The organism is Cryptosporangium arvum DSM 44712, from assembly GCF_000585375.1.
Taxonomy (GTDB): Bacteria; Actinomycetota; Actinomycetes; order Mycobacteriales; family Cryptosporangiaceae; genus Cryptosporangium; species Cryptosporangium arvum.
On sequence record NZ_KK073874.1, the window covers coordinates 5433872 to 5455868 of the forward strand.

Annotated in this window: 22 protein-coding genes; 8 read left to right on the forward strand and 14 right to left on the reverse strand. The window is 72.3% G+C overall.

Annotated features, from left to right (window positions below; all coding sequences use genetic code 11):
- Nucleotides 1–69 precede the first annotated feature (69 nt).
- Both CRYAR_RS24775 and CRYAR_RS24780 read left to right on the forward strand, forming a co-directional pair.
- Nucleotides 70–654 carry a TetR/AcrR family transcriptional regulator gene (locus CRYAR_RS24775; RefSeq protein WP_035855530.1) on the forward strand — a complete coding sequence of 195 codons (585 nt, stop codon included), beginning with the start codon at nucleotides 70–72 and terminating at the stop codon, nucleotides 652–654.
- Between the two features lie 175 nt (nucleotides 655–829).
- Nucleotides 830–2239, forward strand: coding sequence for a GGDEF domain-containing protein (locus CRYAR_RS24780; RefSeq protein ID WP_051570911.1), 1410 nt, complete (start codon nucleotides 830–832; stop codon nucleotides 2237–2239).
- On the opposite strand, the gene CRYAR_RS24785 is transcribed toward CRYAR_RS24780, so the two are convergent.
- Nucleotides 2229–3668: an APC family permease gene (locus CRYAR_RS24785; protein WP_051570912.1), complete on the reverse strand. Its 1440-nt coding sequence runs from the start codon at nucleotides 3666–3668 to the stop codon at nucleotides 2229–2231. The genes CRYAR_RS24780 and CRYAR_RS24785 overlap by 11 nt on opposite strands.
- A 61-nt stretch (nucleotides 3669–3729) precedes the next feature.
- Here CRYAR_RS24785 and CRYAR_RS24790 point away from each other — a divergent pair, with 61 nt between their 5' ends.
- Nucleotides 3730–4416, forward strand: coding sequence for a TetR/AcrR family transcriptional regulator (locus CRYAR_RS24790; RefSeq protein WP_035855531.1), 687 nt, complete (start codon nucleotides 3730–3732; stop codon nucleotides 4414–4416).
- On the opposite strand, the gene CRYAR_RS24795 is transcribed toward CRYAR_RS24790, so the two are convergent.
- From CRYAR_RS24795 to CRYAR_RS24805, 3 genes are read right to left on the reverse strand one after another with little or no spacing between them, the layout of a single operon-like run.
- Nucleotides 4413–4619, reverse strand: coding sequence for a hypothetical protein (locus tag CRYAR_RS24795; RefSeq protein ID WP_035855533.1), 207 nt, complete (start codon nucleotides 4617–4619; stop codon nucleotides 4413–4415). The genes CRYAR_RS24790 and CRYAR_RS24795 overlap by 4 nt on opposite strands.
- Before the next feature lie 60 nt (nucleotides 4620–4679).
- The gene (locus CRYAR_RS24800) at nucleotides 4680–5276 is read right to left on the reverse strand and encodes a cadmium resistance transporter (protein WP_035855534.1); all 597 of its coding nucleotides are present in this window, start codon (nucleotides 5274–5276) and stop codon (nucleotides 4680–4682) included.
- The gene (locus tag CRYAR_RS24805) at nucleotides 5273–6463 is read right to left on the reverse strand and encodes a CaiB/BaiF CoA transferase family protein (protein ID WP_035855536.1); all 1191 of its coding nucleotides are present in this window, start codon (nucleotides 6461–6463) and stop codon (nucleotides 5273–5275) included. Before CRYAR_RS24805 ends, CRYAR_RS24800 begins: the two co-directional genes overlap by 4 nt.
- A gap of 241 nt (nucleotides 6464–6704) precedes the next feature.
- On the opposite strand from CRYAR_RS24805, the gene CRYAR_RS24810 reads away from it, so the two are divergent.
- Nucleotides 6705–7919 carry an MFS transporter gene (locus tag CRYAR_RS24810; RefSeq protein ID WP_035855537.1) on the forward strand — a complete coding sequence of 405 codons (1215 nt, stop codon included), beginning with the start codon at nucleotides 6705–6707 and terminating at the stop codon, nucleotides 7917–7919.
- A gap of 93 nt (nucleotides 7920–8012) precedes the next feature.
- Here the strand turns inward: CRYAR_RS24810 and CRYAR_RS24815 are convergent, their stop codons facing one another.
- The 5 genes from CRYAR_RS24815 to CRYAR_RS24835 all read right to left on the reverse strand — a co-directional run bounded on the left by CRYAR_RS24815 (nucleotide 8013) and on the right by CRYAR_RS24835 (nucleotide 14732).
- Nucleotides 8013–9083, reverse strand: a complete 1071-nt coding sequence (locus tag CRYAR_RS24815; protein WP_035855538.1) for a BMP family ABC transporter substrate-binding protein — start codon at nucleotides 9081–9083, stop codon at nucleotides 8013–8015.
- Nucleotides 9084–9239: 156 nt separating this feature from the next.
- Complete coding sequence (locus CRYAR_RS24820) at nucleotides 9240–10484, reverse strand: NAD(P)/FAD-dependent oxidoreductase (protein WP_035855539.1); 1245 nt, start codon at nucleotides 10482–10484, stop codon at nucleotides 9240–9242.
- Nucleotides 10481–11845, reverse strand: a complete 1365-nt coding sequence (locus CRYAR_RS24825; protein ID WP_035855540.1) for an NAD(P)/FAD-dependent oxidoreductase — start codon at nucleotides 11843–11845, stop codon at nucleotides 10481–10483. Before CRYAR_RS24825 ends, CRYAR_RS24820 begins: the two co-directional genes overlap by 4 nt.
- A complete protein-coding gene (locus tag CRYAR_RS24830) occupies nucleotides 11842–13257 on the reverse strand; it encodes an FGGY family carbohydrate kinase (RefSeq protein WP_035855541.1) in 1416 nt (471 codons plus the stop codon). The genes CRYAR_RS24825 and CRYAR_RS24830 overlap by 4 nt, the downstream gene beginning before the upstream one ends.
- Nucleotides 13254–14732, reverse strand: coding sequence for an amino acid permease (locus CRYAR_RS24835; protein WP_035855542.1), 1479 nt, complete (start codon nucleotides 14730–14732; stop codon nucleotides 13254–13256). Before CRYAR_RS24835 ends, CRYAR_RS24830 begins: the two co-directional genes overlap by 4 nt.
- Nucleotides 14733–14806: 74 nt before the next feature.
- Between CRYAR_RS24835 and CRYAR_RS24840 the strand changes: the two genes are divergently transcribed.
- Both CRYAR_RS24840 and CRYAR_RS24845 read left to right on the forward strand, forming a co-directional pair.
- Nucleotides 14807–15541 (forward strand): GntR family transcriptional regulator, encoded by a 735-nt coding sequence (locus tag CRYAR_RS24840; protein ID WP_035855543.1) that lies wholly within the window; start codon nucleotides 14807–14809, stop codon nucleotides 15539–15541.
- A 10-nt stretch (nucleotides 15542–15551) separates the two neighbouring features.
- Nucleotides 15552–16718, forward strand: a complete 1167-nt coding sequence (locus CRYAR_RS24845; RefSeq protein ID WP_035855544.1) for an alpha-hydroxy-acid oxidizing protein — start codon at nucleotides 15552–15554, stop codon at nucleotides 16716–16718.
- Nucleotides 16719–16727: 9 nt separating this feature from the next.
- Here the strand turns inward: CRYAR_RS24845 and CRYAR_RS24850 are convergent, their stop codons facing one another.
- Nucleotides 16728–16925, reverse strand: coding sequence for a hypothetical protein (locus tag CRYAR_RS24850; RefSeq protein WP_035855545.1), 198 nt, complete (start codon nucleotides 16923–16925; stop codon nucleotides 16728–16730).
- Between the two features lie 106 nt (nucleotides 16926–17031).
- Between CRYAR_RS24850 and CRYAR_RS24855 the strand changes: the two genes are divergently transcribed.
- Nucleotides 17032–17412, forward strand: coding sequence for a VOC family protein (locus CRYAR_RS24855; RefSeq protein ID WP_035855546.1), 381 nt, complete (start codon nucleotides 17032–17034; stop codon nucleotides 17410–17412).
- A 102-nt stretch (nucleotides 17413–17514) separates the two neighbouring features.
- Here the strand turns inward: CRYAR_RS24855 and CRYAR_RS24860 are convergent, their stop codons facing one another.
- Genes CRYAR_RS24860 through CRYAR_RS24870 form a run of 3 tightly spaced genes read right to left on the reverse strand, consistent with a single transcriptional unit; the run spans nucleotide 17515 to nucleotide 20002 of the window.
- Nucleotides 17515–18327, reverse strand: a complete 813-nt coding sequence (locus CRYAR_RS24860) for a siderophore-interacting protein (protein ID WP_035855548.1) — start codon at nucleotides 18325–18327, stop codon at nucleotides 17515–17517.
- A gap of 53 nt (nucleotides 18328–18380) precedes the next feature.
- Nucleotides 18381–19187: an alpha/beta hydrolase gene (locus tag CRYAR_RS24865; RefSeq protein ID WP_035855549.1), complete on the reverse strand. Its 807-nt coding sequence runs from the start codon at nucleotides 19185–19187 to the stop codon at nucleotides 18381–18383.
- Nucleotides 19184–20002 carry an MBL fold metallo-hydrolase gene (locus tag CRYAR_RS24870; protein ID WP_035855550.1) on the reverse strand — a complete coding sequence of 273 codons (819 nt, stop codon included), beginning with the start codon at nucleotides 20000–20002 and terminating at the stop codon, nucleotides 19184–19186. The genes CRYAR_RS24865 and CRYAR_RS24870 overlap by 4 nt, the downstream gene beginning before the upstream one ends.
- Nucleotides 20003–20072: 70 nt before the next feature.
- Between CRYAR_RS24870 and CRYAR_RS24875 the strand changes: the two genes are divergently transcribed.
- Nucleotides 20073–20411, forward strand: coding sequence for a winged helix-turn-helix transcriptional regulator (locus tag CRYAR_RS24875; RefSeq protein WP_035866233.1), 339 nt, complete (start codon nucleotides 20073–20075; stop codon nucleotides 20409–20411).
- 24 nt (nucleotides 20412–20435) lie between these two features.
- On the opposite strand, the gene CRYAR_RS24880 is transcribed toward CRYAR_RS24875, so the two are convergent.
- Nucleotides 20436–21995 (reverse strand): long-chain-fatty-acid--CoA ligase, encoded by a 1560-nt coding sequence (locus CRYAR_RS24880; RefSeq protein ID WP_035855551.1) that lies wholly within the window; start codon nucleotides 21993–21995, stop codon nucleotides 20436–20438.
- Nucleotides 21996–21997 lie beyond the last annotated feature (2 nt).

A 21997-nucleotide genomic window follows, 5' to 3' on the forward strand; every position in this document is an offset into this window, starting at 1 on the left:
GTGGGTCAGGTTAGCCGCGGCGACGGTAGCGATAAGCGGACCGGGCGGTCAACTTGTTAGGGTGGCGGAGTGAGCCCGCTCCGCGCCGACGCCGCACGCAACCGTGCGCTGCTGCTGGCCGCGGCGGCCGACGAGTTCGACGAACACGGCCTGGACGCCTCGGTCGCCGACATCGCCCGCCGGGCCGGCGTCGGCAAGGGAACGGTCTTCCGGCACTTCCCCACCAAGGACGACCTGATCGCGGCGATCGTGCGGAGCCGGATCGAGGAGCTCAACGCGGTCGCGGAGGAACTGCTCACCGCCGACGACGCCGGCGCCGCGCTGTTCACGTTCGTCGAGACCGCGGCCCGGCGGCAGCAGGAGCGCGACCTGTCGTTCCTGCGGGGCGCGGCGAGCCCGATCGACGCCCAGCAGCGGATGGCGACCCTGCTCGACCGGCTCGTCGAGCGGGCCCACGAGCAGGGCGCGCTCCGGCCGGACGTCACCGGCACCGACGTGTTGCTGCTGATGTGCGCGCCGAACCACGTCGTGAGCTTCGCCCCGGACGCGTCGCCCGATCTCTGGCGGCGCTACCTCGCGATCATCGTCGACGGCCTGCGCCCGGAGGGGGCGCGCCCGCTGCCAGAGCCGCCGCCCGCCGGATTCTCCGGCTGAGAGCGAATCGTCGGCCTCGCATACGGCCAGGGATACGCCGGCGCGACACCCGGAGCTACGTTCACGGTACTGCCCGGAACCGGGCACCTGCCCCAGCTCGAGACCTCGACCGAACTGCTCAGCTCGGCACTCGGCCGGACGATGGGGACGACATAGCCGTCGAGCGGGAGCGGCCGTGGACAGAACACGCCTGATCGTCGGTGCGCCGCTCCTCGCGGTACCGCTCCTCATTATCCTGTTCGTCGACGGCGGCGGTCTCTCCGCGTTCGGTATGCACAGCTTCGCGATCGCGGACGCCACCGGTCTGGTCGGCATCGTCATCGGTCTGGTGCGCTACCGGCCCCGCTACCTGGCGCCGTGGTGGTGCCTCGTCGCGGTGGGCGTGGTCCAGGTGGCCGGCGACATCGCGATCACCGTCGGCGGGATGATCGACCTGGCCGGCGTGCTGTTCGTGCCGCGTTACCCGCTCTACGCGCTCGCGCTCCTGCTCTGGGCCCGCCGGCGGCACCCGGGCCGCGACGCGGCGACCTGGATCGACCTGGGCATCGTCGCGGTCGCGCTGGCGCTGCTGTCCTGGGTGTTCCTGATCTCCCCGCAGCTCGTCGGCGGCGAGCAGCACGGCTGGGCCGCGGGCACGACGCTCGCGTACCCGGTGATCGAGCTGGTGCTGATCTCGCTCGGGTTGCGGCTCTGGCTCGGCGCCCCGCGGCGCACCCCGTCGATGCTCCTGCTCGGGGCCGCGCTCGTCGTCTACCTCGCCGCCGAGATCGTGTACTCGATGTTCACCGTGGCCGGCGAGGCGGACGTGTCCGACCTCTGGAACCTGCTGTTCCTGGCGCCCGGTCCGCTGACCGCCGCCGCGGCGCTGCACCCGTCGATGGCGCGGCTCTGCGACCGGGTGCCCGACGCGACGCCGTCGGTGTCGGGGCGGCGGCTGTTCCTGCTGGCCGTCGTCGCCACCGTCCCGCCGGGGGTGCTGCTGGTCCAGTACGTGCGCGGGGGCGACCTGCACGCCCCGTCCATCGCGGCGGCGTGCGCCGGGCTGACGTCGCTGGTGCTGGCCCGGATGTGGCTGCTCGTCGTCGAGCAGCGGCGGATCGCGGTGACCGACGGGCTGACCGGTCTCAACACGCGCCGCCGCTTCGAGGAGGCGCTGACCGTGCAGTTCGACCGGTCGCGCAGCATCGGCGTCATGCTGCTCGACGTCGACCACTTCAAGCAGGTGAACGACGTCTACGGACACCAGACCGGGGACGCGGTGCTCGAGGAGCTCGCCCACCGGCTGACGAGGTCCGTCCGGGCCGGCGACCTGGTCGCACGCTACGGCGGGGAGGAGTTCGCGGTGCTGCTCGGCTCGTCGGACCGGTCCACGACGGCGGCGGTCGCCGAGCGCACGCGGCTGGCCGTGGCGTCCCGCCCGTTCGTCGTCGGCGGCGGGATCGAGCTGCCGGTCACCGTCTCGATCGGCGTGGTCGTCTGGGACGGGGCGGCCGAGCTCGAGGCACCCGCGGACCTGCTGCGCGCGGCCGACCGCTGCCTCTACCGGGCCAAGGCCGACGGCCGCAACCTCGTCGTCACCGGCTGAAGTACGGCGACCGGCGGTACCACTTGGCCACCCCGGCCGCGACGAGACCGGCCAGCAGCACCACGCCCGGCGCGGCCAGGCTGAACCACCCGTTGTCGGCCCCGATCGCCCACTCGCTGCTCAGCGTCGCGTAGTACCCGGCCAGGAAGAGCCCGAGCAGGAGCAGCACCACCCCCGACACCAGCGGCACGACGACCGCCGTCACCGCCTCCCGCACGCTGCTGCGCAGCAGGCCGCGGAACCGGATCGCGGCGGTGATCGCGGTCAGCCCGTAGTAGAGCGCCACGAGCAGCCCGATCGTGTTCACGGCCGCGAGGATCGCCTGGCTGAGCGTCGGGATGACGGCTTCGAGGACCGCGACGCCCGCGCCGATGACCGCGATCGCGATCGTGGCCGCCGCCGGCGCCCCCCGCCGGTTCAGCCGCGACCACAGCGGACCGAGCGTGCGGTCGCGGCTCATCGCCAGCGTGAGCCGCGCGGTCGGAATGACCCCGGCCTGCAGGGACGCGACCGCGGAGAACATCAGCGCGATCAGCGGGAGCGTGGCCCACGGCTCGGGGGCGAGTTTCGCGCCGAAGTACGTGAGGCCCTGGGCGCCGTTGGTGACCAGCTCGTCGGTGGAGAGCACCCGCTGGAACGCGATCGCGCCGAGCACGAACAGCCCCAGCATCGTGAACAGCGCGATGTACCCGCCGCGGGCGGCGTCCCCGGGGTCGCGGGTCTCCTCGGTGACGCTGAACGCGGCGTCCCAGCCCCAGAAGAAGAACACCGCGAGCACCAGGCCCTGGGCCAGCCCGGAGAACGAGCCGATCGCGAACGGGTCGAGCCAGGACAGCGAGAAGCCCTGGTCGCCGACGACCAGCCCCCAGCCGCAGAAGATCGCGAGGACCGCGTACTCGAAGACCAGCAGGTACTTCTGGAAGCGGGCGGCGTGCGAGACGCCACGGACCGCGGTCCAGGTGATCAGCGCCAGGACGATCAGGCCGAGCGCGGTGCACTGCGCCGTCGAGTTCGGATCCAGCGCGGTGAACCCGAGCTTCTCCGCCGACTGGATGAGCAGCGAGCCGGTGATCGCGGTCGTGTAGGCGAGGAAGACGACGGTGCCCGCGACCGGGATCCAGCCGGCCAGGAAGCCCAGCCACGGGCCCATCGTCCGGCCCACCCAGGTGTAGCCGGTGCCGCAGTTCTGCTCGGAGCGGTTGAGCCGGGCGTACGCGCCGGCGATGCCGAGGATCGGCAGGAAGGCCAGGACGAGCAGGATCGGCACCTGCCGGCCGACGAGCGACGCGAGCACGCCGGTGCCGATCGCGATGCTGGTGGTGGCGGCGGTGCTGGAGGCCGCGATCACCACGCCGTCGACGACGCCCAGCGACTTCGTGAGGGCGGCCGCATCCGCGCCGGGCACCGGAGACAACGCCTGTTCGTCCATGGCGCTAGATCGAACGCCGAAAGCCCGTGTTCATCAATGGTGTTGTCATAAGCTGCTCCGCATGACTCGTGTGCCGACGACCCGGCGGCGGCGCCGGCCGACCAAGAACGGCGTCGTGCTGAGCCACGACCTCATCGTGAAGACCGCGATCCGGCTGATGCACGAACACGGCTCCGAGGGCCTGAGCGTCCGGCGGCTCGGCCTCGCGCTCGGCGCCGACCCGTCGAGCGTCTACCGGTACTTCCGCGACACCGACGACCTGATCCGGGCGGTCGCCGACGACCTGATCGGCCAGTATCTCTCCGACTTCGTGCCCGGCCCGGACCACCGCGCCGCGCTACGCGAGCTCGGAACGCGGATCCACAGCGCGCTCGTCGCCGAGCCGCGGATCTCCGTGCTCACCGCGTCCCGGGTCACCGGCCGCCCGCACGAGATCCGGGTGATCGAACTCGGGCTCGGCATCCTCCGGCACGCCGGGTTCTCCGCCAGGGACGCGGCCCGCTACTACCACGCGTTCATCGACCTGACGCTGGGCTTCGCGTCGCTCGACGCGTCGGCGGCGACGCTCGCGCACGGCACCGACGAGTCGGACGACGCCGTCTGGGGCACGGTCTACGCCCGGCTGCCGGCCGGGACCCATCCGAACATCGCGGCCTGCGCGGGGTCACTCGCCACGACCATGCGCGGCAGCGCCTACCCGGCCGCGCTCGACCTGTTCCTCGACGGCCTGGAGGCGCGGCGCCGTTAGGCGGGGACCGGCTGGAGGGCGACGACGCCGTCGCACCAGTCGGTGTACGCGTCGAACAGGTGCTCGTCGCTGGTGTCGGCCGTGCGTTTGCTCTCGAAGAGCGCGCGGCCGGCCGCGGTGTCGGACACGATCCGCCCGTCGACCAGACGAATCGTGTCCAGCACGTCACCGGTGTCGACGTCGATCATCTGCAGTGCCGTCACAGCGCTCCTCTGAGTGCGCCCCGTTCCGTACCGTGATCGTCTCCTATCCAACCAAACTCCTCACAAACCGAACGCACCACCGTCGACGAGAATGAACACGCCGAGGACGATGAGGACGACCGGCAGCAGCACGTGCCCCCAGCGCGAGAGCACGGTCGCGATCGCCGGACGCGTCGCGAACCACCGCCCGGCCGCGACCCACACCGCGACCAGCACCAGGAACACCCCCACGTAGACGCTCGTGCCGCCGGCACCGGCGGTGGCGAAGACCGGTACGTAGACGCCGATGTTGTCGCCGCCGTTCGCGAACGTGACCGCGGCGACCTCGAGCGCGCGCGGCCCGCCGTCCCCACCCGCCGGCGAATCGTCGGCGTCGTGGCGGTGCCGCCACGCGCTCACCGCGGCCTTGATCCCGAGCGCCAGCGGCAAGAGCCCCAGGTAGGGGATCGCCGCCTCGGGCAGGAACGTCGCCCCGAACGCGGCGGCCCCGGCGGCGACGAGGATCGCCAGGAACCCGAGGTACTGACCGACCGCGATCCGCCGCGCCGTCCCGCGCCGTCCGGCGCCCTGCGCGAAGAACAACGCCAGGACGAGCAGGTCGTCGACGTTCGTGACCGCGAACAGGCCGACGGCCGACGTCAGGACGCCGAGGTTCATGCGGCTTGCTCGGCGACACCGCGGGCGAGGAGGTCGTCGGCCTGCGCCGCGGTCAGCCCGGCCTCGCGGAGCAGCGCCGTGGTGTGCGCACCGAGCGCCGGCACGTCGCCCATCCGCGCCTCGACGTCGGCGAACGTCACCGGGGGCAGCAGCGCCTTGACCGTCGCGTTCTCGGTGCGGATCTCGCGCCACCGGTCCCGCGCCGCGAGTTGCGGGTGCGCGATCACCTCGTCGAGCTCACGCACGTCCGCGGCCGGCACCCCGGCCGCGGCGAGCCGGGCGTCGAGCTCGGCCGTCGACCACTTCGCCGACTGCTCGGCGACCGCCGCGTCGCACTCCGCGCGGTGGCGCACCCGGTCGACGTTCGTGGCGAACCGCGGGTCGTCGGCCAGCTCGGGCACACCGAGCACGGTGGTCACCAGCGTCCGCCACCCGGAGTCGTTCTGCACGCCGATGAGGATCCGGCCGTCCGTGGTCGGGTAGGAGTCGTAGGGCGCGATCGCGGTGTGGCTCAGCCCCATGCGTGCCGGCTGCACACCGGTGTACAGCGACGTGTACAGCGGATACCCCATCCACTCGACGGTCGCCTCGAGCATCGACACGTCCACCGCGGCGCCCACCCCGGTCCTCCCCCGGCGCAGCAAAGCCGCCAGGACCGACTGCACGCAGTACATGCCGGCGGCGATGTCGGAGGTCGGGATGCCGGTCTTGGACGGTGTGCCGGGCGTACCGGTGATCGAGACCAGCCCGGCTTCGGCCTGGATGAGCATGTCGTAGGCCTTGCGCTGCTCGTAGGGCCCGCCGACGCCGTAGCCGGTCAGGCTGACCGTGACCAGGGCCGGGTGGGCGGCGCGCAGTTCGTCGGCGCCGAGCCCGAGCCGGGCCGCCGCCCCGGGCGCGAGGTTCTGCACGAACACGTCCGCGGTGCCGATCAGGCTGCGGACGACGGCGACGCCCTCGGGCGACTTCAGGTCGACGGCCAGCGACTCCTTCCCCCGGTTCAGCCAGACGAAGTGCGCGCCGGTGCCGTGGACGACGCGGTCGTAGTCCCGGGCGAAGTCGCCGCGCCCGGTCCGCTCGACCTTGATCACCCGCGCCCCGAGGTCGGCGAGATGCCGCGTGGCCAGCGGCGCGGCCACGGCCTGCTCGAGCGCGACGACCGTGACACCGTCCAGAGGTTGTTCCATGGCATCCGATGATCCCGGACGGCGCAGCTCGCTGGTCGGGCCGGCCGGAACATCGCGGAGCCCCGCGCGGTCGGAGCACGCGCCGCCGACCGTGGGCCCGGTGCGCTCCGCGCCGCCGCCGCGTTCGCCGGGGTCGTCACCGGAGCCGTCACGCTGGTGCTCGCGGTGGGCGCCCGGCCGCGACGTAGGTCACTCGAACCCGTTATGTACGCGCGTACACAACGGAGTTAGGGTGGTGGCCATGCAACCCGGTACCACTGTCCCGGCCCCGCCGTCCCGGCCGGCGGTCCGGAGCGCCACCCTCGCCACCTACGCCGCGTTCATCGGGTCGGGCTTCGCGTTCGCCAACTGGGCCTCGCGTATCCCGCAGGTGCGTGACCAGCTCGAGCTGGATCCGGCCGCGCTCGGCCTGGTGCTGCTCGCGATCGCGGCCGGCTCGCTGGTGGCGCTGCCCCTGTCGGGGCCGGTGGTCACCCGGCTGGGCTCCGCTCGCACGATCACCGCGATGGCCGTCGTGCTCGGCATCGGCCTGGTCGTCGCCGCGCTCGGCTCGCTCGTCGGCGTCGTCCCGGTGCTGATCGGGCTGTTCCTGCTCGGCTTCGGCAACGGCGCGTGGGACGTCGCGATGAACGTGCAGGGCACGGTCGTGGAGCGTCACCTCGGCCGCTCGATCATGTCCCGCTTCCACGGCGGGTTCAGCCTCGGCACGGTGGCCGGCGCGCTCGTCGGCGCGGTCATGGTGGCGTTCTCCGTGCCGGTCGCCGTGCACCTGCCGGTCGTCGCGGTGCTCGTCGTGCTCGTCGTCGTCCAGCAGACGCGGCGGTTCATCCCCGATCGGGACGAGACCGAGCCGGACGCCGCCGGCGACACGGCGCCGATCAGCGCGCTGGCCGCCTGGCGGGAGCCGCGCACGCTGCTGATCGGGGTGTTCGTGCTCGCGTTCGCGTTCGCCGAGGGCGTCGGCAACGACTGGATCAGCATCGCCGCGATCGACGGCCACCACGTCTCCGAGGTGCTCGGGACGCTGGCGTTCGCCGGGTTCCTGACCGCGATGACGATCGGCCGGTGGTTCGGGCCGGCCGTGCTGGCGCGCTACGGTCGGGTCACCGCGGTGCGCCTGCTCGCGGTGACCGGCATCGCCGGCTCGCTGCTGTTCGTGTTCGCTCCGGTGCCCGCCCTCGCCTACGTCGGCGCGATGCTGTGGGGGCTGGGCGCGTCGCTGGGCTTCCCGGTCGGGATGAGCGCGGGCGGCGACGATCCGCGCCGGGCCGCCGCCCGGGTGAGCGTGATCGCGTCGATCGGCTACTGCGCGTTCCTCGCCGGCCCGCCGGTCATCGGCTTCGTCGGTCACCAGAGCTCGGTGCTGCGCGCGATCGTGCTGGTCTCGGTGCTGCTCGGGGTGGCCGCGCTGATCGCCGCGACGGTCCGCGAACCGGAGCGCGCCGGCGACGCCTGACGCGCCACCGCGGGTCGGTCGAGAAGTTCAGGCCTCCGAACCCGCGCGACGTCCGCGAGAGACGCCGCGCGGGCGGAGGTCCTTCCGGCGCGCTCAGGCGCCGAGCTTCGCCACCTGGTCGTCGACGTTGATCTTGCCGCTGCCGACGTCGGAGATGAACGTCTCCAGCGCGGTGTTCTGCGCCGCCGTGCCCCCGCAGATCTTCACCGTCGGCACCGGGTCCTTGCCGAGGTGCCAGTCACGCGAGACACCCATCTTCAGCTTGCCGTCGGCGAAGTCCTGCAGCGCCGCCGCGAAGTACTCGCCCGGGTCGAAGATCGAGGAGACCTGGAACTTCGGGCTGGTCGAGTCGCAGCGGTCGGTGCCCGGCGTCGACAGGATGAGGTTCTTGGTGTTGCCGAACTTGGCCACCGCGTCGGTCGCGCCACCGAGGTAGGGGTAGAGCGCCTTGACGCCCTGGTTGGCCTGGGCCTGCGCGGCCTCGGTGGCCTTGCCGGAGTCGTTGAAGTCACCGGTGTAGGTGGTCACCAGCGTGGCCTCGGGGATCACCGAGCGGATGCCGGCCTTGAACGCCTTGGCGGCCTGCACCGAGAAGTCGGCCTCCGGGCCGGTGACGTACCCGGCCTTGGTGTAGCCCTTCTCCTTCATCAGCAGCCCGTTGGCGTAGCCGGTGGCGAAGATGACCTCGTTGATGAAGTCACGCGAGATCGTGATCTTCGGCGTCTGCTTCAGGTCCTGCTGCGCCGGGACGTACCAGGCGGTGTTGCCGCAGACCGACTCCTCGGACGCGCTGATCGCGTCCTTCAGCTCGCTGGCCCCGAGCGCGACCATGTCGACCTTCTGGCGGCACAGGTTGCGGGCCTGGTTGAGCGCGTCGGCCTGGTTGACCGAACCGACCTTGATCAGCGTCCAGCCCTGCTTGTCGGTGAACTCCTGGGCCTTGGCGACGAAGCTCTCGTAGTAGCCGTTGTCGTTGAGGTCACCGGGGCTGAGCACCCCGATGACCACCTTGCCGTCGCCGTTGGTGTCCGGTCCCGTGGTGCTGCTGCTCCCGGCGGACGACGACGGGGAGGTCTCCACGGTGTCGCCGGGGCTGGTGCAGGCCGCGAGCGGGACGACGAGGCACGCGGCGACGGCGGCCGCCCGCAGGGTGAGGCGTCTCATTACTGCTCCTGGGGGTCACAGGGGGAGGGAGCTATCCGCGAGAGCCCAGGTCGGAGCTCTTCGTTGTGGTCAGCGTCACCTCGGGATGTTCCAGCCCCATGTCTCTCACGTCAAGAGATGATGTCGCGCAATGTGAAACGACAATGCGCCTAAACGTCACGGAACGAAGGCGATACGGACTGGTCCGCCGGACGGATCGGCGTCGGCCACGAGGCCGAACGGAACCCGGAACACCCGACCGGGCGCCGCGGGCCAGGGCACCCGGACCGTGCCGATCCGGCGCCCGTCCTGCACCGCTTCGACCCGCGGGAACCTCCGGTGGGCGTCGCTCCAGAGCAGGAGCCGGTCCCGCGCCGGTGCGGGCCCGCCCGGCCGCACGAGCTGCGGCGCGACCCAGCGCAGCGGCGTGTCCACCTGGAGCCCGACCCCGGCCTGGGCAGCGCCCGCTCCGGCGTGGGCGGCGCCGGCTCCGGCGCCGCGGAGGTAGGCCAGGACGGCGGGCGCCACGTGCCGGCCGTCCAGCGCGGCCACGTCGGCGGTGTCGACCGGGTGCAGCAGGTTGCCCGCCGCGAAGACGCCGGGAACGCTCGTGGCCAGCGCCGTGTCCACCCGGGGGCCGCGCGTCGCGGGGTCGAGCGCCACTCCCCCGAGCCGCGCCAGCTCGTGGTCGGGAATCCAGTCCCCGGTCGTCACGACCGTGTCGCACGGCACCCGGCGCCGCTCACCGGTGCGCAGGTCCTCGACGTCGACCGACGTCACGCGCCCCCGGCCGCGGATCGCGACCACCCGGGAGAGTGGACGCACCGGCACCCCGGACACGGCCGGGCCGACGGCCGGGAACACCTCCGGTTTCGCGTACTCCGACGTCATCAGCACCGTGGAGCAGCCGGCCGCACGCAGCGTCAGCACCGCCGACCAGCTCACGAGCTCCGCCCCGATCACCACGGCCCGGCGCCCCACCGACCGGCCGTGGAGGTGCACGAGGTTCTGCAGCTGCCCGGTGGTGTACACCCCGTCGGGCCGGTCACCGGGGATCAGCCGGGCCGCCCGCGGCCGTTCCCGCGCCCCGGTCGCGAGCACGACCGCGTCGGCCCGGATCACCCGGCGCCCTCGCGGCGAGGTCACCTCCAGGGCACGCTCACCGGCCCATCCGGTCACCATCGCCGAGGTCTCCAGCGCGGCCCCCGCCCGCCGCGCCAGCCCGGTCAGCCGGCGCGCGTACTCCGGCCCCGACAGGAACCGGCGCAGGTCACGCAGCCCGTAGCCGGGGTGGTCGCTGTGCCGCGGGATCCCGCCGGTCACCGCTTCGCGCTCGAGCACCAGCACGTCGACGGACGGCGCCAGCGCCGCCGCCGCGGTGAGCCCGGCCGGCCCGCCACCCACGATCACGACCGTGCTCATCGCCGGGCCTCCAACAACGCGCGCACCTCGGCGCCACAGTAGAACCCCTGACAGCGCCCGTTCATCACCCGGGTACGCCGGCGCAGACCGTCCATCCCGGACGGCGGGATCACCGACGAACACGCGTCGCGGATCTCCCCCCGGGTCACCCGCTCGCAGAAACAGACGATCCGCCCGTACTCCGGGTCCGCGGCGATCGCGGCCCCGTCCTGGTACGGCCTCGGGTACGCCTCGCCCAGGTTCGGCATCCGGGGCGGCGGTGGCAGCTCGGCCCGCGGCTCCAGCGGGAGCGAACCCGCGAGCAGTTCCCCGACGTGCTCGGCGATCGCCATGCCCGCGGTCAGCCCGGTCGACCGGATGCCGCCGACCAGCACGTACCGCTGCGACACGTCGACGTCGATCAGGTAGTCGCCGCGATCGATCGCCGCGCGCAGTCCCGCGTACGTCGCGGTCACCTCCTCGTCCAGCAGGCGGGGCATCAGCGCCAGCCCCTTCGCGCGCAGGAACTCGAAGCCCGCCGACGACGTCCCGGTCGCGGTGCGGTCGTCCAGGTCCTCGGCGGTGGGCCCGAGCATCACGTTGCCGTAGATCGTCGGGCTCACCAGCACGCCCTTGCCGACCTTCGACGGCACCGGGAGCACGATCACCGGCACCATCGGCCGGGCGAGCTTGTCGAAGACCAGGAGCTCACCGCGGCGCGGCGTCACCGTGAACCGGGAGAAGCCGAACAGCCCGTCGACGACGTCGGCGCCCAGGCCGGCCGCGTTGATCACCCAGCGCGCGTGGACGTCTCCGGCGGTGGTCTCGAGCCTCGTCGAGGTCTCCCCCACCGACGCCGAGAGCACCCGGTGCCCACGCAGCAGCGTCACGCCCCGGTTCACCGCGTCGGTCGCCAGCGCGAGGTTCGTCGTCCACGTGCAGATGATCGACTCGCCCGGCACGCTCAGCCCGCCGAGCGCGCCCGGCCCCAGGTCCGGCACCCGCCGGTACACCTCGTCGGCGTCGACGAGTTCGGTGGCGTCGTACCCGTTCTGCCGGGCTTTGCGCGCTAATCCGGGCAGGGCCTCGCGCTGCTCGGGATCCCAGGCGACGAGCAGCGCGCCGGTGCGCTCGACCGGGATGCCGGTCTCGGTCGCGTACGCGCCCAGCAGCGCGTACCCCCGGGCGACCAGCCGCGACTCCAGCGTTCCCGGCGACGCGTCGAACCCGGTGTGGAGGATCGCCGTGTTGGCTTTGCTGGTGCCGTCGCCGACGTCGTCGCGGGCTTCGAGCAACGCGACCGAGAGCGAGGTGCCTCCGAACAGCCGGGCGACGGCGGCACCGACGATGCCGCCGCCGAGGACGGCGAGGTCGTAAGTCACGGGTGCAGGATCTCCTTCGAAGCGGATACGGCGGCGTGCCACCGCGCGAGGTGGGCGGCGGCGCGGTCGGGCGTCCACCGCGGTTCGAACGTGGCCGACGGCTGCCAGCCGCTCACGACGTCGGACACCGCGGCGGCCGGGTCGAGCGCGAGGCGCGCGCACGCCGCGGCCCCCAGCGGCGTGGCGTGCGGCGACGGGTAGACCTCGACCGGGAGCTGGGCCAGGTCGGCCTGCGCCTGCATCAGGACGCGCGACCGGGTGAGGCCGCCGTCGACACGCAGCCGGGTGAGCGGGGAGTCCAGCAACCCGATCAACGCCGTGACCTGGGCCGCGATGCCCTCCAGCAGGGCGAGGACCAGGTGGCCGGGGCCGTGGTCGAGGCGCATCCCGGTGAACGAGGCGGTGGCCGACGAGTCCCACCAGGGTGCGGCCAGACCGGCAAGCGCCGGGACGCAGAGCACCCCGTCCGAGGCCGGCGCCGCGACCGTGTCCAGTGCGGACGCCCCATCGATCAGGCCCAGGTCGGTGAGCCAGCGCACCGCGGAGGCCGCGGTGTAGACCTGGCCGTCCAGGCAGTAGGACGACTCGCCCCGCAGCGTCCACGCCACCGAGGTGGCGAGCCCGGCACGCGAGCGCACCGCCGTACCACCCAGCTGGGCCAGCAGGAACGCCCCGGTGCCGTAGGTGCACTTGGCCGTGCCGACGTCCAGGCACGCCTCGGCCAGCAGCGCCGCCTGCTGGTCGACGATCAGCCCGGTGACCGGCACCTCCCCGCCGAACGCCGAGGTCGTGCCGACGATCGTGTCCGAGGCGACGATCTCCGGCAGTTCCTCGGCGCCCAGCCCGAACGCGTCGACCAGATCCGGGCTCCACGTCACCGCGTCCACGTCGACGAGAAGCGAGCGGCTCGCGGTCGAGGAGTCGGTGACGAACGCGCCGCACAACCGGTGCACGAGCCAGGTGTCGGTGGTCGTGACCACGCCGTCGGTACTCAGCGTGTCCCGGATCCAGCGCATCTTCGGCGCGGAGAAGTACGGGTCGAGCACGAGCCCGGTCCGCGCGGCCACGGCCGGGGCGAGTCCGGCCAGCGACGCGCAGACCGCGGCCGAACGGCGGTCCTGCCAGACGATCGCCGGCGTGAGCGGTGCGCCGGTCGCGCGGTCCCAGGCCAGGACGGTCTCACCCTGGTTGGCCAGCGCGACCGCGTCGAGGGTTCCGCCGGCCCCGGCCGCCGCGCGCCGTCCGGCGGTGAGGACCGAGTCGAGCAGGGCCACCGGGTCCTGCTCGACTCCTCCGCCGTCGAGGTAGCGCGGGTGCAGCGGCTCCTCGGCGATCGCCAGGACCCGGCCGGCCCCGTCGACGACGATCGCCTTCGTGCCGGACGTGCCCTGGTCGATGGCGAGAATCCTCATGCGTGGGCTTTCCGGTCGAGTTCCGCGTCGATCGACCGCGCCTCCGGCAGGGCCAGCGCGCCCCGGCCGCGGGTCACCAGCAGCGCGCCGAGGTAGACCGCGCCGATCACCAGCAGGACGACGACGTAGAGCCAGGCGTCGGCGAAAGCGGCGTCGCGGAACAGCGCCAGCTCGAACACCAGCCACACCACCGCGACGACGAGCACCGGGATCTCCCAGCGACCGAGGTCGAACTTGCCGTTGGCCGGCAGCGAGCGGCGTTTGACCAGGTAGAGCCCGACGGTCGCGGCGTAGATCACGGCCGGCAGCAGCGTGGCCGCACCGAACAGCGTGAACAGCGCGTCCTCGCTGAACGCGGAGAACAGCCCGAGGATCACCTCCGCCAGCACCACGTAGAAGACCGTAGCCCGCAGCGGCGTGCCGAAGCGCGGCGAGATGCGCTTCCAGTGCGACCAGCCGGGGAAGCGTTCGTCCCGCGACATCGCCCAGGTCAGCCGGGTGCCGGTCATCATGATCACCAGCCCGCAGGCGAAGATCGCCAGGACGACGAGCAACAGCAACAGCGTGCTGACGACGCCGCCGAGCGTGACGCGGATGACGTCGGCGATCGGCGTGCCGGACTGCGCCAGCGCGACCGGGTCGCCGGCGGCGAGCGTCACCGCGACCAGGAACAGGAAGCCCAGGACACCCGAGGCGAGCACGGCCTGCCACATCGCGCGCGGCACCACGCGCTCCGGGTCGTTCGTCTCCTCGGCGAGGTTCGCGGCCGACTCGAAGCCGACGATCGTGAACGCGCCGAGCAGGAACCCGAGCATCCACGGCCCGGCGGTGGTCGCGTCGCCGAAGCTCCAGTAGCCCTCGGCCGGGACGGCGCCGCGGCTGAACAGGTTGTCGAAGTCCATCCGGTGACGCACGGCCGCGACGACGAGCAGCAGCACGGTCAGCAGCACCATGCCGATCAGCTCGGCGGTGACCGCGGTGTTGTTCACCTTCTCGGTCCAGCGCGTCGACGTGCCGATCAGTAAGCCCTGGCCGAGCAGGATCAGCGCGGTGACCGCCCAGGTGATGCCGGGGCTCGCGGTGTAGTCGAGCAGCACCGGCAGGACGGTGGAGGCGACCGTGTAGTCCACGGCTACCACCACGACCGCCAGGAACATGAACGAGATCCACCCGATGATCCAGCCCAGCACCGGGTTCGCCAGCCGCGACGTCCACTGGTAGGCGTAGCCGGTCACCGGGATCCGGGAGGCCAGCGACCCGAGCACGAACGCGACCGCGAGCTGCCCGACGACCGCGATCGGCCAGGTCCAGATCCCGAGCGGGCCGGACGAGTTCAGCACCGAACCGTACGTGGTGAAGATGCCGGTCGCGATCGACACGAACGCGAACGCGACGGCGAACGACGCGAACCTGCTGGTTCGCCGTTCGAACGACTGCTCGTACCCGAAGCGGGCCAGCTCCTCGGAGTCACTCATCCCTCGCCCTTTCCACGGTATATACCATGTGGTGTAGACCAAGAGGTTCCTCGCCGCGGGCTAGGGTGTCAACCGTGGGAACGAGAATTAACAAGTCGGCGACCGCGCCCCGGTACGTGGCGATCGCCGGTGAGCTGCGCGACCGCATCACCCAGGAGAAACTCGCGCCCCACACGCTGATGCCCTCCGAGCGGGAGCTCAGCGAGTCCTACGGCGTCAGCCGCATGACGGCCCGGCACGCGCTGTCGCTGCTGGAGAACGAGGGCTACGTCTACCGGCGTCCGCCGCGCGGCACGTTCGTCGCCGAGCCGCGGGTGTCCTTCCGGATCGGCAGTTTCTCCGACGAGATCACCCGGGTCGGCCGGCGTCCCGCGGCCGTGGTGCTCTGGGCCGAGGAGCGGGAGCCGACGCCGTCGGCGCGGGCCGCGTTCGACCTGGTGCCGGGCGAGACCGTGCACGCGCTGCATCGGTTGCGCACCGCCGACGACGAGCCGATCGCGCTCGAGACCACGTACTTCCCCAGCGCGCTGACGCCCGGGCTGCTCGGCCAGCCGCTGACCGGCTCGCTCTGGGAGTTGTTGCGCGAGCACTACCGGATCGTGCCGACGCACGCGCGGGCCACGATCCAGTCGATCGTCATCGACGACGCCTCGTGCACGCGGCTCGAGGTGCGCACCGCGTCCCGGGGCATCCTGCTCACCCGGCGGACGTTCGACGACGCGGGCCGCTGCATCGAGTTCGCGCGCGACGTGTACCGGGCCGACCGGGCGTCGTTCGAAGTCGAGGCGCAGATCCCGGTGCCCATTTAGGCTTTGCGGCATGTCGCAGCCGTTCGGGAACTACCAGAACGAGATCTACTTAAACGGCCTGTCGGGCGTGCTGCCGCCGTCCCCGATGGTCTTCTCCGAACTCGAGGAGCGGGCGCAGGCCGCGCTGCCGCCGGGCATCTGGTCGTACGTCGCCGGTGGCGCCGGTGACGAGCACACCCAGCGCGCCAACATCGCGGCGTTCCTCCGGCACGGGCTGATCCCCCGGATGTTCGTGGGCGCCGCGCAGCGCGACCTGACCGTCTCGCTGTTCGGGCACACGTACCCGTCGCCGCTGTTCCTGTGCCCGATCGGGGTGATCGGGCTGTGCGCGCAGGACGGGCACGGCGACCTGGCCACCGCGCGGGCCGCCGCCCGCACCGGGGTGCCGATGGTGGCGTCGACGCTGTCGGTCGACCCGCTGGAATCCGTGGCCGGCGAGATGGGCGGGACGCCGGGGTTCTTCCAGCTCTACACGCCCACCGACCGCGAGGTGGCCGAGAGCCTAGTGCACCGCGCCGAGAAGGCCGGCTACGCGGGCATCGTCGTCACGCTCGACACCTGGGTGACCGGCTGGCGCCCCCGCGACCTGCGCACCGCGAACTTCCCGCAGCTGCGCGGGCACTGCCTGGTGAACTATCTGGACGACCCGGTGTTCCGGACGCGCCTGGCCCGGCCCCCGGCCGAGGATCCGGGTGGGGCGATCCTGCACTGGGCCGGGATGTTCGGCAACCCGCTCACCTGGGACGACCTGCCCTGGCTGCGGTCGCTCACGTCGCTCCCGCTGCTGGTCAAAGGCCTCTGCCACCCCGAAGACGTACGCCGCGCCGCCGACGGGGGCGTCGACGGCATCTACTGCTCCAACCACGGCGGGCGCCAGGCGAACGGCGGGTTGCCCGCGCTGGACTGCCTGCCCGGTGTCGTCGAAGCGGCGAACGGGCTCCCGGTGCTGTTCGACTCCGGCGTGCGCAGCGGCGTGGACGTCGTGAAGGCGCTGGCGCTCGGGGCCACGGCCGTGGGCGTCGGCCGTCCCTACGCGTACGGGCTGGCGCTCGGCGGCGTCGACGGGATCGTCCACGTCCTGCGCTCGTTGCTGGCCGAGGCCGACCTGACGATGGCCGTGGACGGCTACCCGACGATCGCGGACCTGACCCCGGAGGCGCTCAGGCCGGTGCCGTGACCGCCGTCGTCAGTACCCCAGCCCGTTGAGGATGCGCTGGACGGTGTCGGCGACGCCGGACTTGCTCTTCGGAGTCAGGTTCTGCTCGCCGGCGATCAGCGTCATCAACTCGTCGACCTTGGTGGCGACGTCCGGCCGCCCCGCGTCGACCGCCGCCGTTCGCAGGTCGAGCGAGAGCTTCAGCAGGTGAGCGGATCGGGTGTCCACGAGTCCAGGGTAGACCGGGCCGAGGGCTGGGGCCCGCGGGGCGAGGAGACCGGTAGGCAGCCGGGCGGGTACGGTCGTGCGGTTTCCGGATGGAGGGTGGTCGGCGATGGCGTGTCGGATCGGGGAGCTCGTGTTCGGGTGCCGCGAACCCGAGGTACTGGCGCGGTTCTGGTGCGAGGTGCTGGACTTCGTGGTGCTCGACCGGGAGTCCGACGGCAGCATCGAGATCGGAGCGCGCGACGGGTTCGGTGGGTCGCAGCCGACGATCTTCTTCAGCGTCCGGGACGAACCGGAGCCCGGGAAGTCGCGGCTGCACCTCGACCTCAACGCCACCGACCGCGACCAGGACGCCGAGCTCGAGCGCCTGCTCGGGATCGGGGCCCGCTTCGCCGACATCGGCCAGACCGGCGAGGAGTCCTGGCACGTGCTCTCCGATCCGGAGGGCAACGAGTTCTGCCTGCTCAAGACCCGCATCAACCCGATCTGACCGGACCGTGGAGCCGGGGCGCCCGCCGGGCGGGAACGACAGCGGCGCGGTCCGGATCGGGGACACGGCGGTGGAGGAGCTGGCCGGCCGGTGAACCCGGCGTCAGGCGGGTGTGCCGGTGTGCTTCCAGAAGCCGGAGAACGTGATGCGGTCCTTGGGCAGACCCGAGCGCACCAGGTGCCGGCGTCCCTCGGTGGCGAGCGTGGATTCGCCGACGACGAACGCGTACGCGTCGGGTGCGGGCGTGACCTCGCGGACGGCCTCGAGCGCCGCGCGGCCGGGGGTGGCGTCCGGGTCGTCGCGGGCGATCCAGGTGATCTCGACGCCGGGCGGCGCGTCGAGCACGCGCCGGTCGGCGCGGGTGGGCACTTCCTGGATGACGCGGCCGACGGCGTCGCCCGGCAGCGAACGCACGATCGCGACGGTGGACGGCAGCCCGCTCTCGTCCGCGGCGATCAGGTATTCGGACGTGTCGGCGGGCGGGTCGAAGAGCACGCCCTGGTCGAGCAGCGCCAGCGGGTCACCGGCGCGGGCCGAGCAGGCCCAGAGCGCGGCCCGGCCCTCGAGCCGCCCGTCGCGGCCGCGGTGCAGGACGAACTCGATGTCGAGCTCGGCGGCGTGGGGCCGGAAGTCGGCGACCGTGTAGTTGGCGCAGTGCGGCCGCTTCTCCTCCGGGATCGCCAGGTACGGCTGCCACCAGGTCGACCCCTCGAAGGCCGGCAGGACCAGGCTCTCCTGGTGCTTCAACGGCACGAAGAAGCGGAACCAGTGGTCGAAGCCGCGCCACGGAAAGGCGGCCAGCTCCTCCCCGGTGACCGTGACCCGCTGCATCGAGGGCGTCAGCTGCTCGGTGCGGACCACGTTCGCACGGAACATCCGCGGGTTCTCGGGCATCAACCGGGGCTTCTTCGACACCAGGTAAGGCTAACCTGAATTAGGTCACCCTGCGCGACCCCGAGTGGCGCGGATCACCCCAGGTGACGATGCAGAAAGCGCGCCGCGGCGTCGGCGGCCTCGGTCACGTAGGGCTCGACGTCGTACAGGTCGATGTGGCGCTCGGCGTCGAGCCAGCGGAGCTCCTTCGGGCCGGGGGCGGCGTCGAAGGCGGCTCGGGCCAGCTCCGGAGAGCAGTAGGCGTCCCGGCGACCGTGGACGACGAGCAGCGGCACGTCGTCGAGCAGCGGTGCCGCGCCGAGCACATCGAGGGTCAGCAGGGAATGCAGCGAACCGTAGGTGACGCGGTTCTCCCAGGAGGCGGCGGCCGACCGCTCGGTGCCGTAGTAGGCGAACGGCTCGTCGCCGCCCATGGCCGCTTCGGCGCCGTCCGGAGCGACCGCCGGGAGCGTCTCGTCGTACCGCTGCAGAAACGTGCGGAGGGCGGCGCGGTGGCCCGGGGACGGGCGGTTGTAGCCCCCGGCGATGCCGACGACGGCACGGATGCGCGGGTCGGTGGCGGCGGCACGCAGCGCGTAACCACCACCGAGGCAGACGCCGACGACCGCGACGTCGTCCACGCCGAGGAACGTCACCGCGGCGCGCAGGTCGGCGAGTTTGCCCTGGCTGTCCTCGTGCCCGCGGCGGCCTTCGCTCTCGCCGAAGCCACGGTGGTCGAACGCGAGCGTCGTGATGCCGCGCGCCTGCAGCAGCTCGGCGTAGCGTCCGACGACCTGTTCCTTCACCCCGGTGAACGGACCGGTCAGCACCGCGGTCGGCCCGTCGGCCGGGCGGAGCTCGCCGACGAGCGTGAGGCCGTCCGACGTGAACTCGACCCTCATGCCGGCACGCTCAACTCGGCCGCGACGGCGTCCGCACCGAGCGCGATCATCCAGGTCAGCGGCGCCCCGGGGAGGAAGCGCGCCATCACCGCGGTGAGCTCGTCCTTCTGCGCCGGGTCGAGGCCCGACGCTCCGGCGGCCAACCGGCGCACCACCTCCCGGTACATCAGCAGGTAGCGACGCTGGTCGGCGAACATGCCGACGTCGCCGGGGCGGCCGTGCCCCGGGTACAGCGTGGCCCCGGCCAGCGCGTCCGGCAGCGTGTCGAGCGCGTCGAGCCAGCGCCCGGTGTGCCCGTCGGCGGTGTACGGGTGGGTGCCCGGGAACGCGAGGTCACCGATGAACGCGTCGTCGCCGAGCGTCACATAGGAATCGGCGTGGCTCTCGGCCTCCCCCACCGTGTGCACGGTGAACCAGAGCCCGCCGAGGTGCACGGCCTCGCCGTCGGCCAGGCGGTGCGAGGGCACCAGGTGGGTGTCGGGCCATTCGTCGCCGTAGACCGGCTGCCACTGGGCGCGTTTCGCGTCGGCGATCGCGGCGATCGCGTCCGCCACCGGCGCGGCCGCGTACACCGGCACGTCGCCGTCGCCCGTGATCAGCGGCAGCCCGTTGAAGTGGTCGGGGTGCGCGTGGGTGACGAACACACCGAGCAACGGTTTCGACAGCGCCGCGATCCGGGCGGCGAGCGCGCGCACGTCGGAGAGCAGCAGGTTGGCGTCGACGAGCACGACACCGTCGGCCGTCTCGATCAGGTAGCTGTTGACGAGCAGCCCCGCCTCGGCGGCGGTGTAGGTGTGGATGCGGTAGTCCCTCATGGACCCGACGCTAGGTTGGGATCGTCACGTCGGACAGAAGGCACTTTCTGGTGCCCTTGCGGAGGTGCTGATGTCGCTCGTCGTCCCCGACGTGCTGGAGGAGAGCTGCACGACCCGCCAGGCGCTCGAGCGGCTCGCGTCCAAATGGCGCGTGCTGCTGATCTACGCGCTGCTGGCCGGTCCGCAGCGCCACACCGAACTGCGCCGTCGCGTCGCCGGCATCACCCAGAAGGTCCTGACGCAGACGCTCCGCGAGATGGAGCAGGACGGCCTGGTGGAGCGGCGGGTCCTGAAGCAGGACCCGCCGCAACACGTCGAGTACGCGTTGACGCCCCTCGGCAAGACGCTGCAGGAGCCGCTGGCCGCGATCTGCGCCTGGGCCGGCGAGCACGACGGCCCGCCCCGCTGACGCCCGTCATGCCCTCGGGCGAGGTCAGCTCAGTTCGCGCTTCAGGATCTTGCCGGTCGCGGTCATCGGGAGGGACTCCACGAACTCGTAGATCCTCGGGTACTTGTAGGCGGCCATCTTCTCGTGGGCCCACGCGCTCAGGGCCTCGGCCGTCAGCGACGAACCCGGCTCCGTGATCACGTACGCCTTGATCTCCTGGCCGTGGCTCTCGTGGGGCACGCCGATCACCGCGCACAGCGACACCTCGGGGTGCTGCATGAGCGCCTCTTCCACCTCGCGCGGGTAGACGTTGAAGCCGCCCCGGATGATGAGTTCCTTGGCCCGGTCGACGATGTAGTACCAACCGTCGTCGTCGACGCGGGCGAGGTCGCCGGTGCGGAACCAGCCGCCGGCGTCGAGCACCTCGGCGGTCGCGTCCGGCCGGCCCCAGTAGCCCTTCATGACGTTGTGCCCGCGGATCGCGATCTCGCCCACGCCCTCGACGACGTCGAGCAGCTTCATCTCGACGCCCGGAATCGGGATGCCGATCGAGCCGGGCCGCACCGGGGCCTCGGGGCGGGAGAACGACGCGATCGGCGACGTCTCCGACAGCCCGTACCCCTCCAGGATCGTCACGCCGAAGCGCTCCTGGAACCGCGAGTGCACGTCCACCGGAAGCGCCGACCCGCCCGACGACGCGATCCGCAGCCGCGACGCCATCTCCTCGACCTCGGCCGACCGGGACCCCTCGAGCGTGTCCAGCGCGCCGAGCAGCCCCCAGTACATCGTCGGGACGCCGGAGAAGAACGTGATCTTCTCGCGCAGCATGAGCTCCAGCGCCGCCGCCGGGTCCCAGCGCGGCAGCATCACGATCGTGCCCCCGTAGGCGATCGGCCCGTTCTGGCAGACGGTCTGGCCGAACGAGTGGAACAGCGGCAGCACGCACAGGATCGTGTCCGGCCGCTCGGCGTCCGACCCGACCAGCTCGGAGCCCGCCCGGGCGTTGTCGCGCATGTTGCGGTGACGCAGCTCGGCGCCCTTGGGCTGCCCGGTGGTGCCCGACGTGTACAGGATGACCGCGGTGTCGTCCTCATCGGTCGGCACGGTCGCGAACGTCGGCTGCTGGGTCAGCGCGGCCTGCGCCAGCGTCTCGACGCCCTCGATCGGCGACGGCGACGCCAGGTCGGCCGTGATCACGAAGAAGTCCGCGCAGCTGTCGACGGCGGTGAAGCCCTCGTGACCCCACCGCGCCATCGGCAGCTCCGGCGTACCCTCGAAGCAGAAGTACGCCTTGGCGCCCGAGTCACGCAGGTGGTAGGCGATCTCCGAGCCCTTGAGCAGCACGTTCAGCGGCACCACGGTCGCGCCGGCCTTCAGGATGCCGAAGTACGCGACCGTGAAGTACGGCAGGTTGGGGCAGCTCAGCGCAACCCGGTCACCGCGCCCGATCCCGCGGGCGGCCAACGCGCCCGCAACCATGTTCGCCATCGCGTCGACGGTCCCGTAGTTCAGCCGGGTGTCGCCGATGACGATCGCGTCGCGTTCCGGGTAGGAGGCGGCGGTCTGTTCGAGAAGCGTCGACAGGTTGTACTCAGGCACGGGCATCC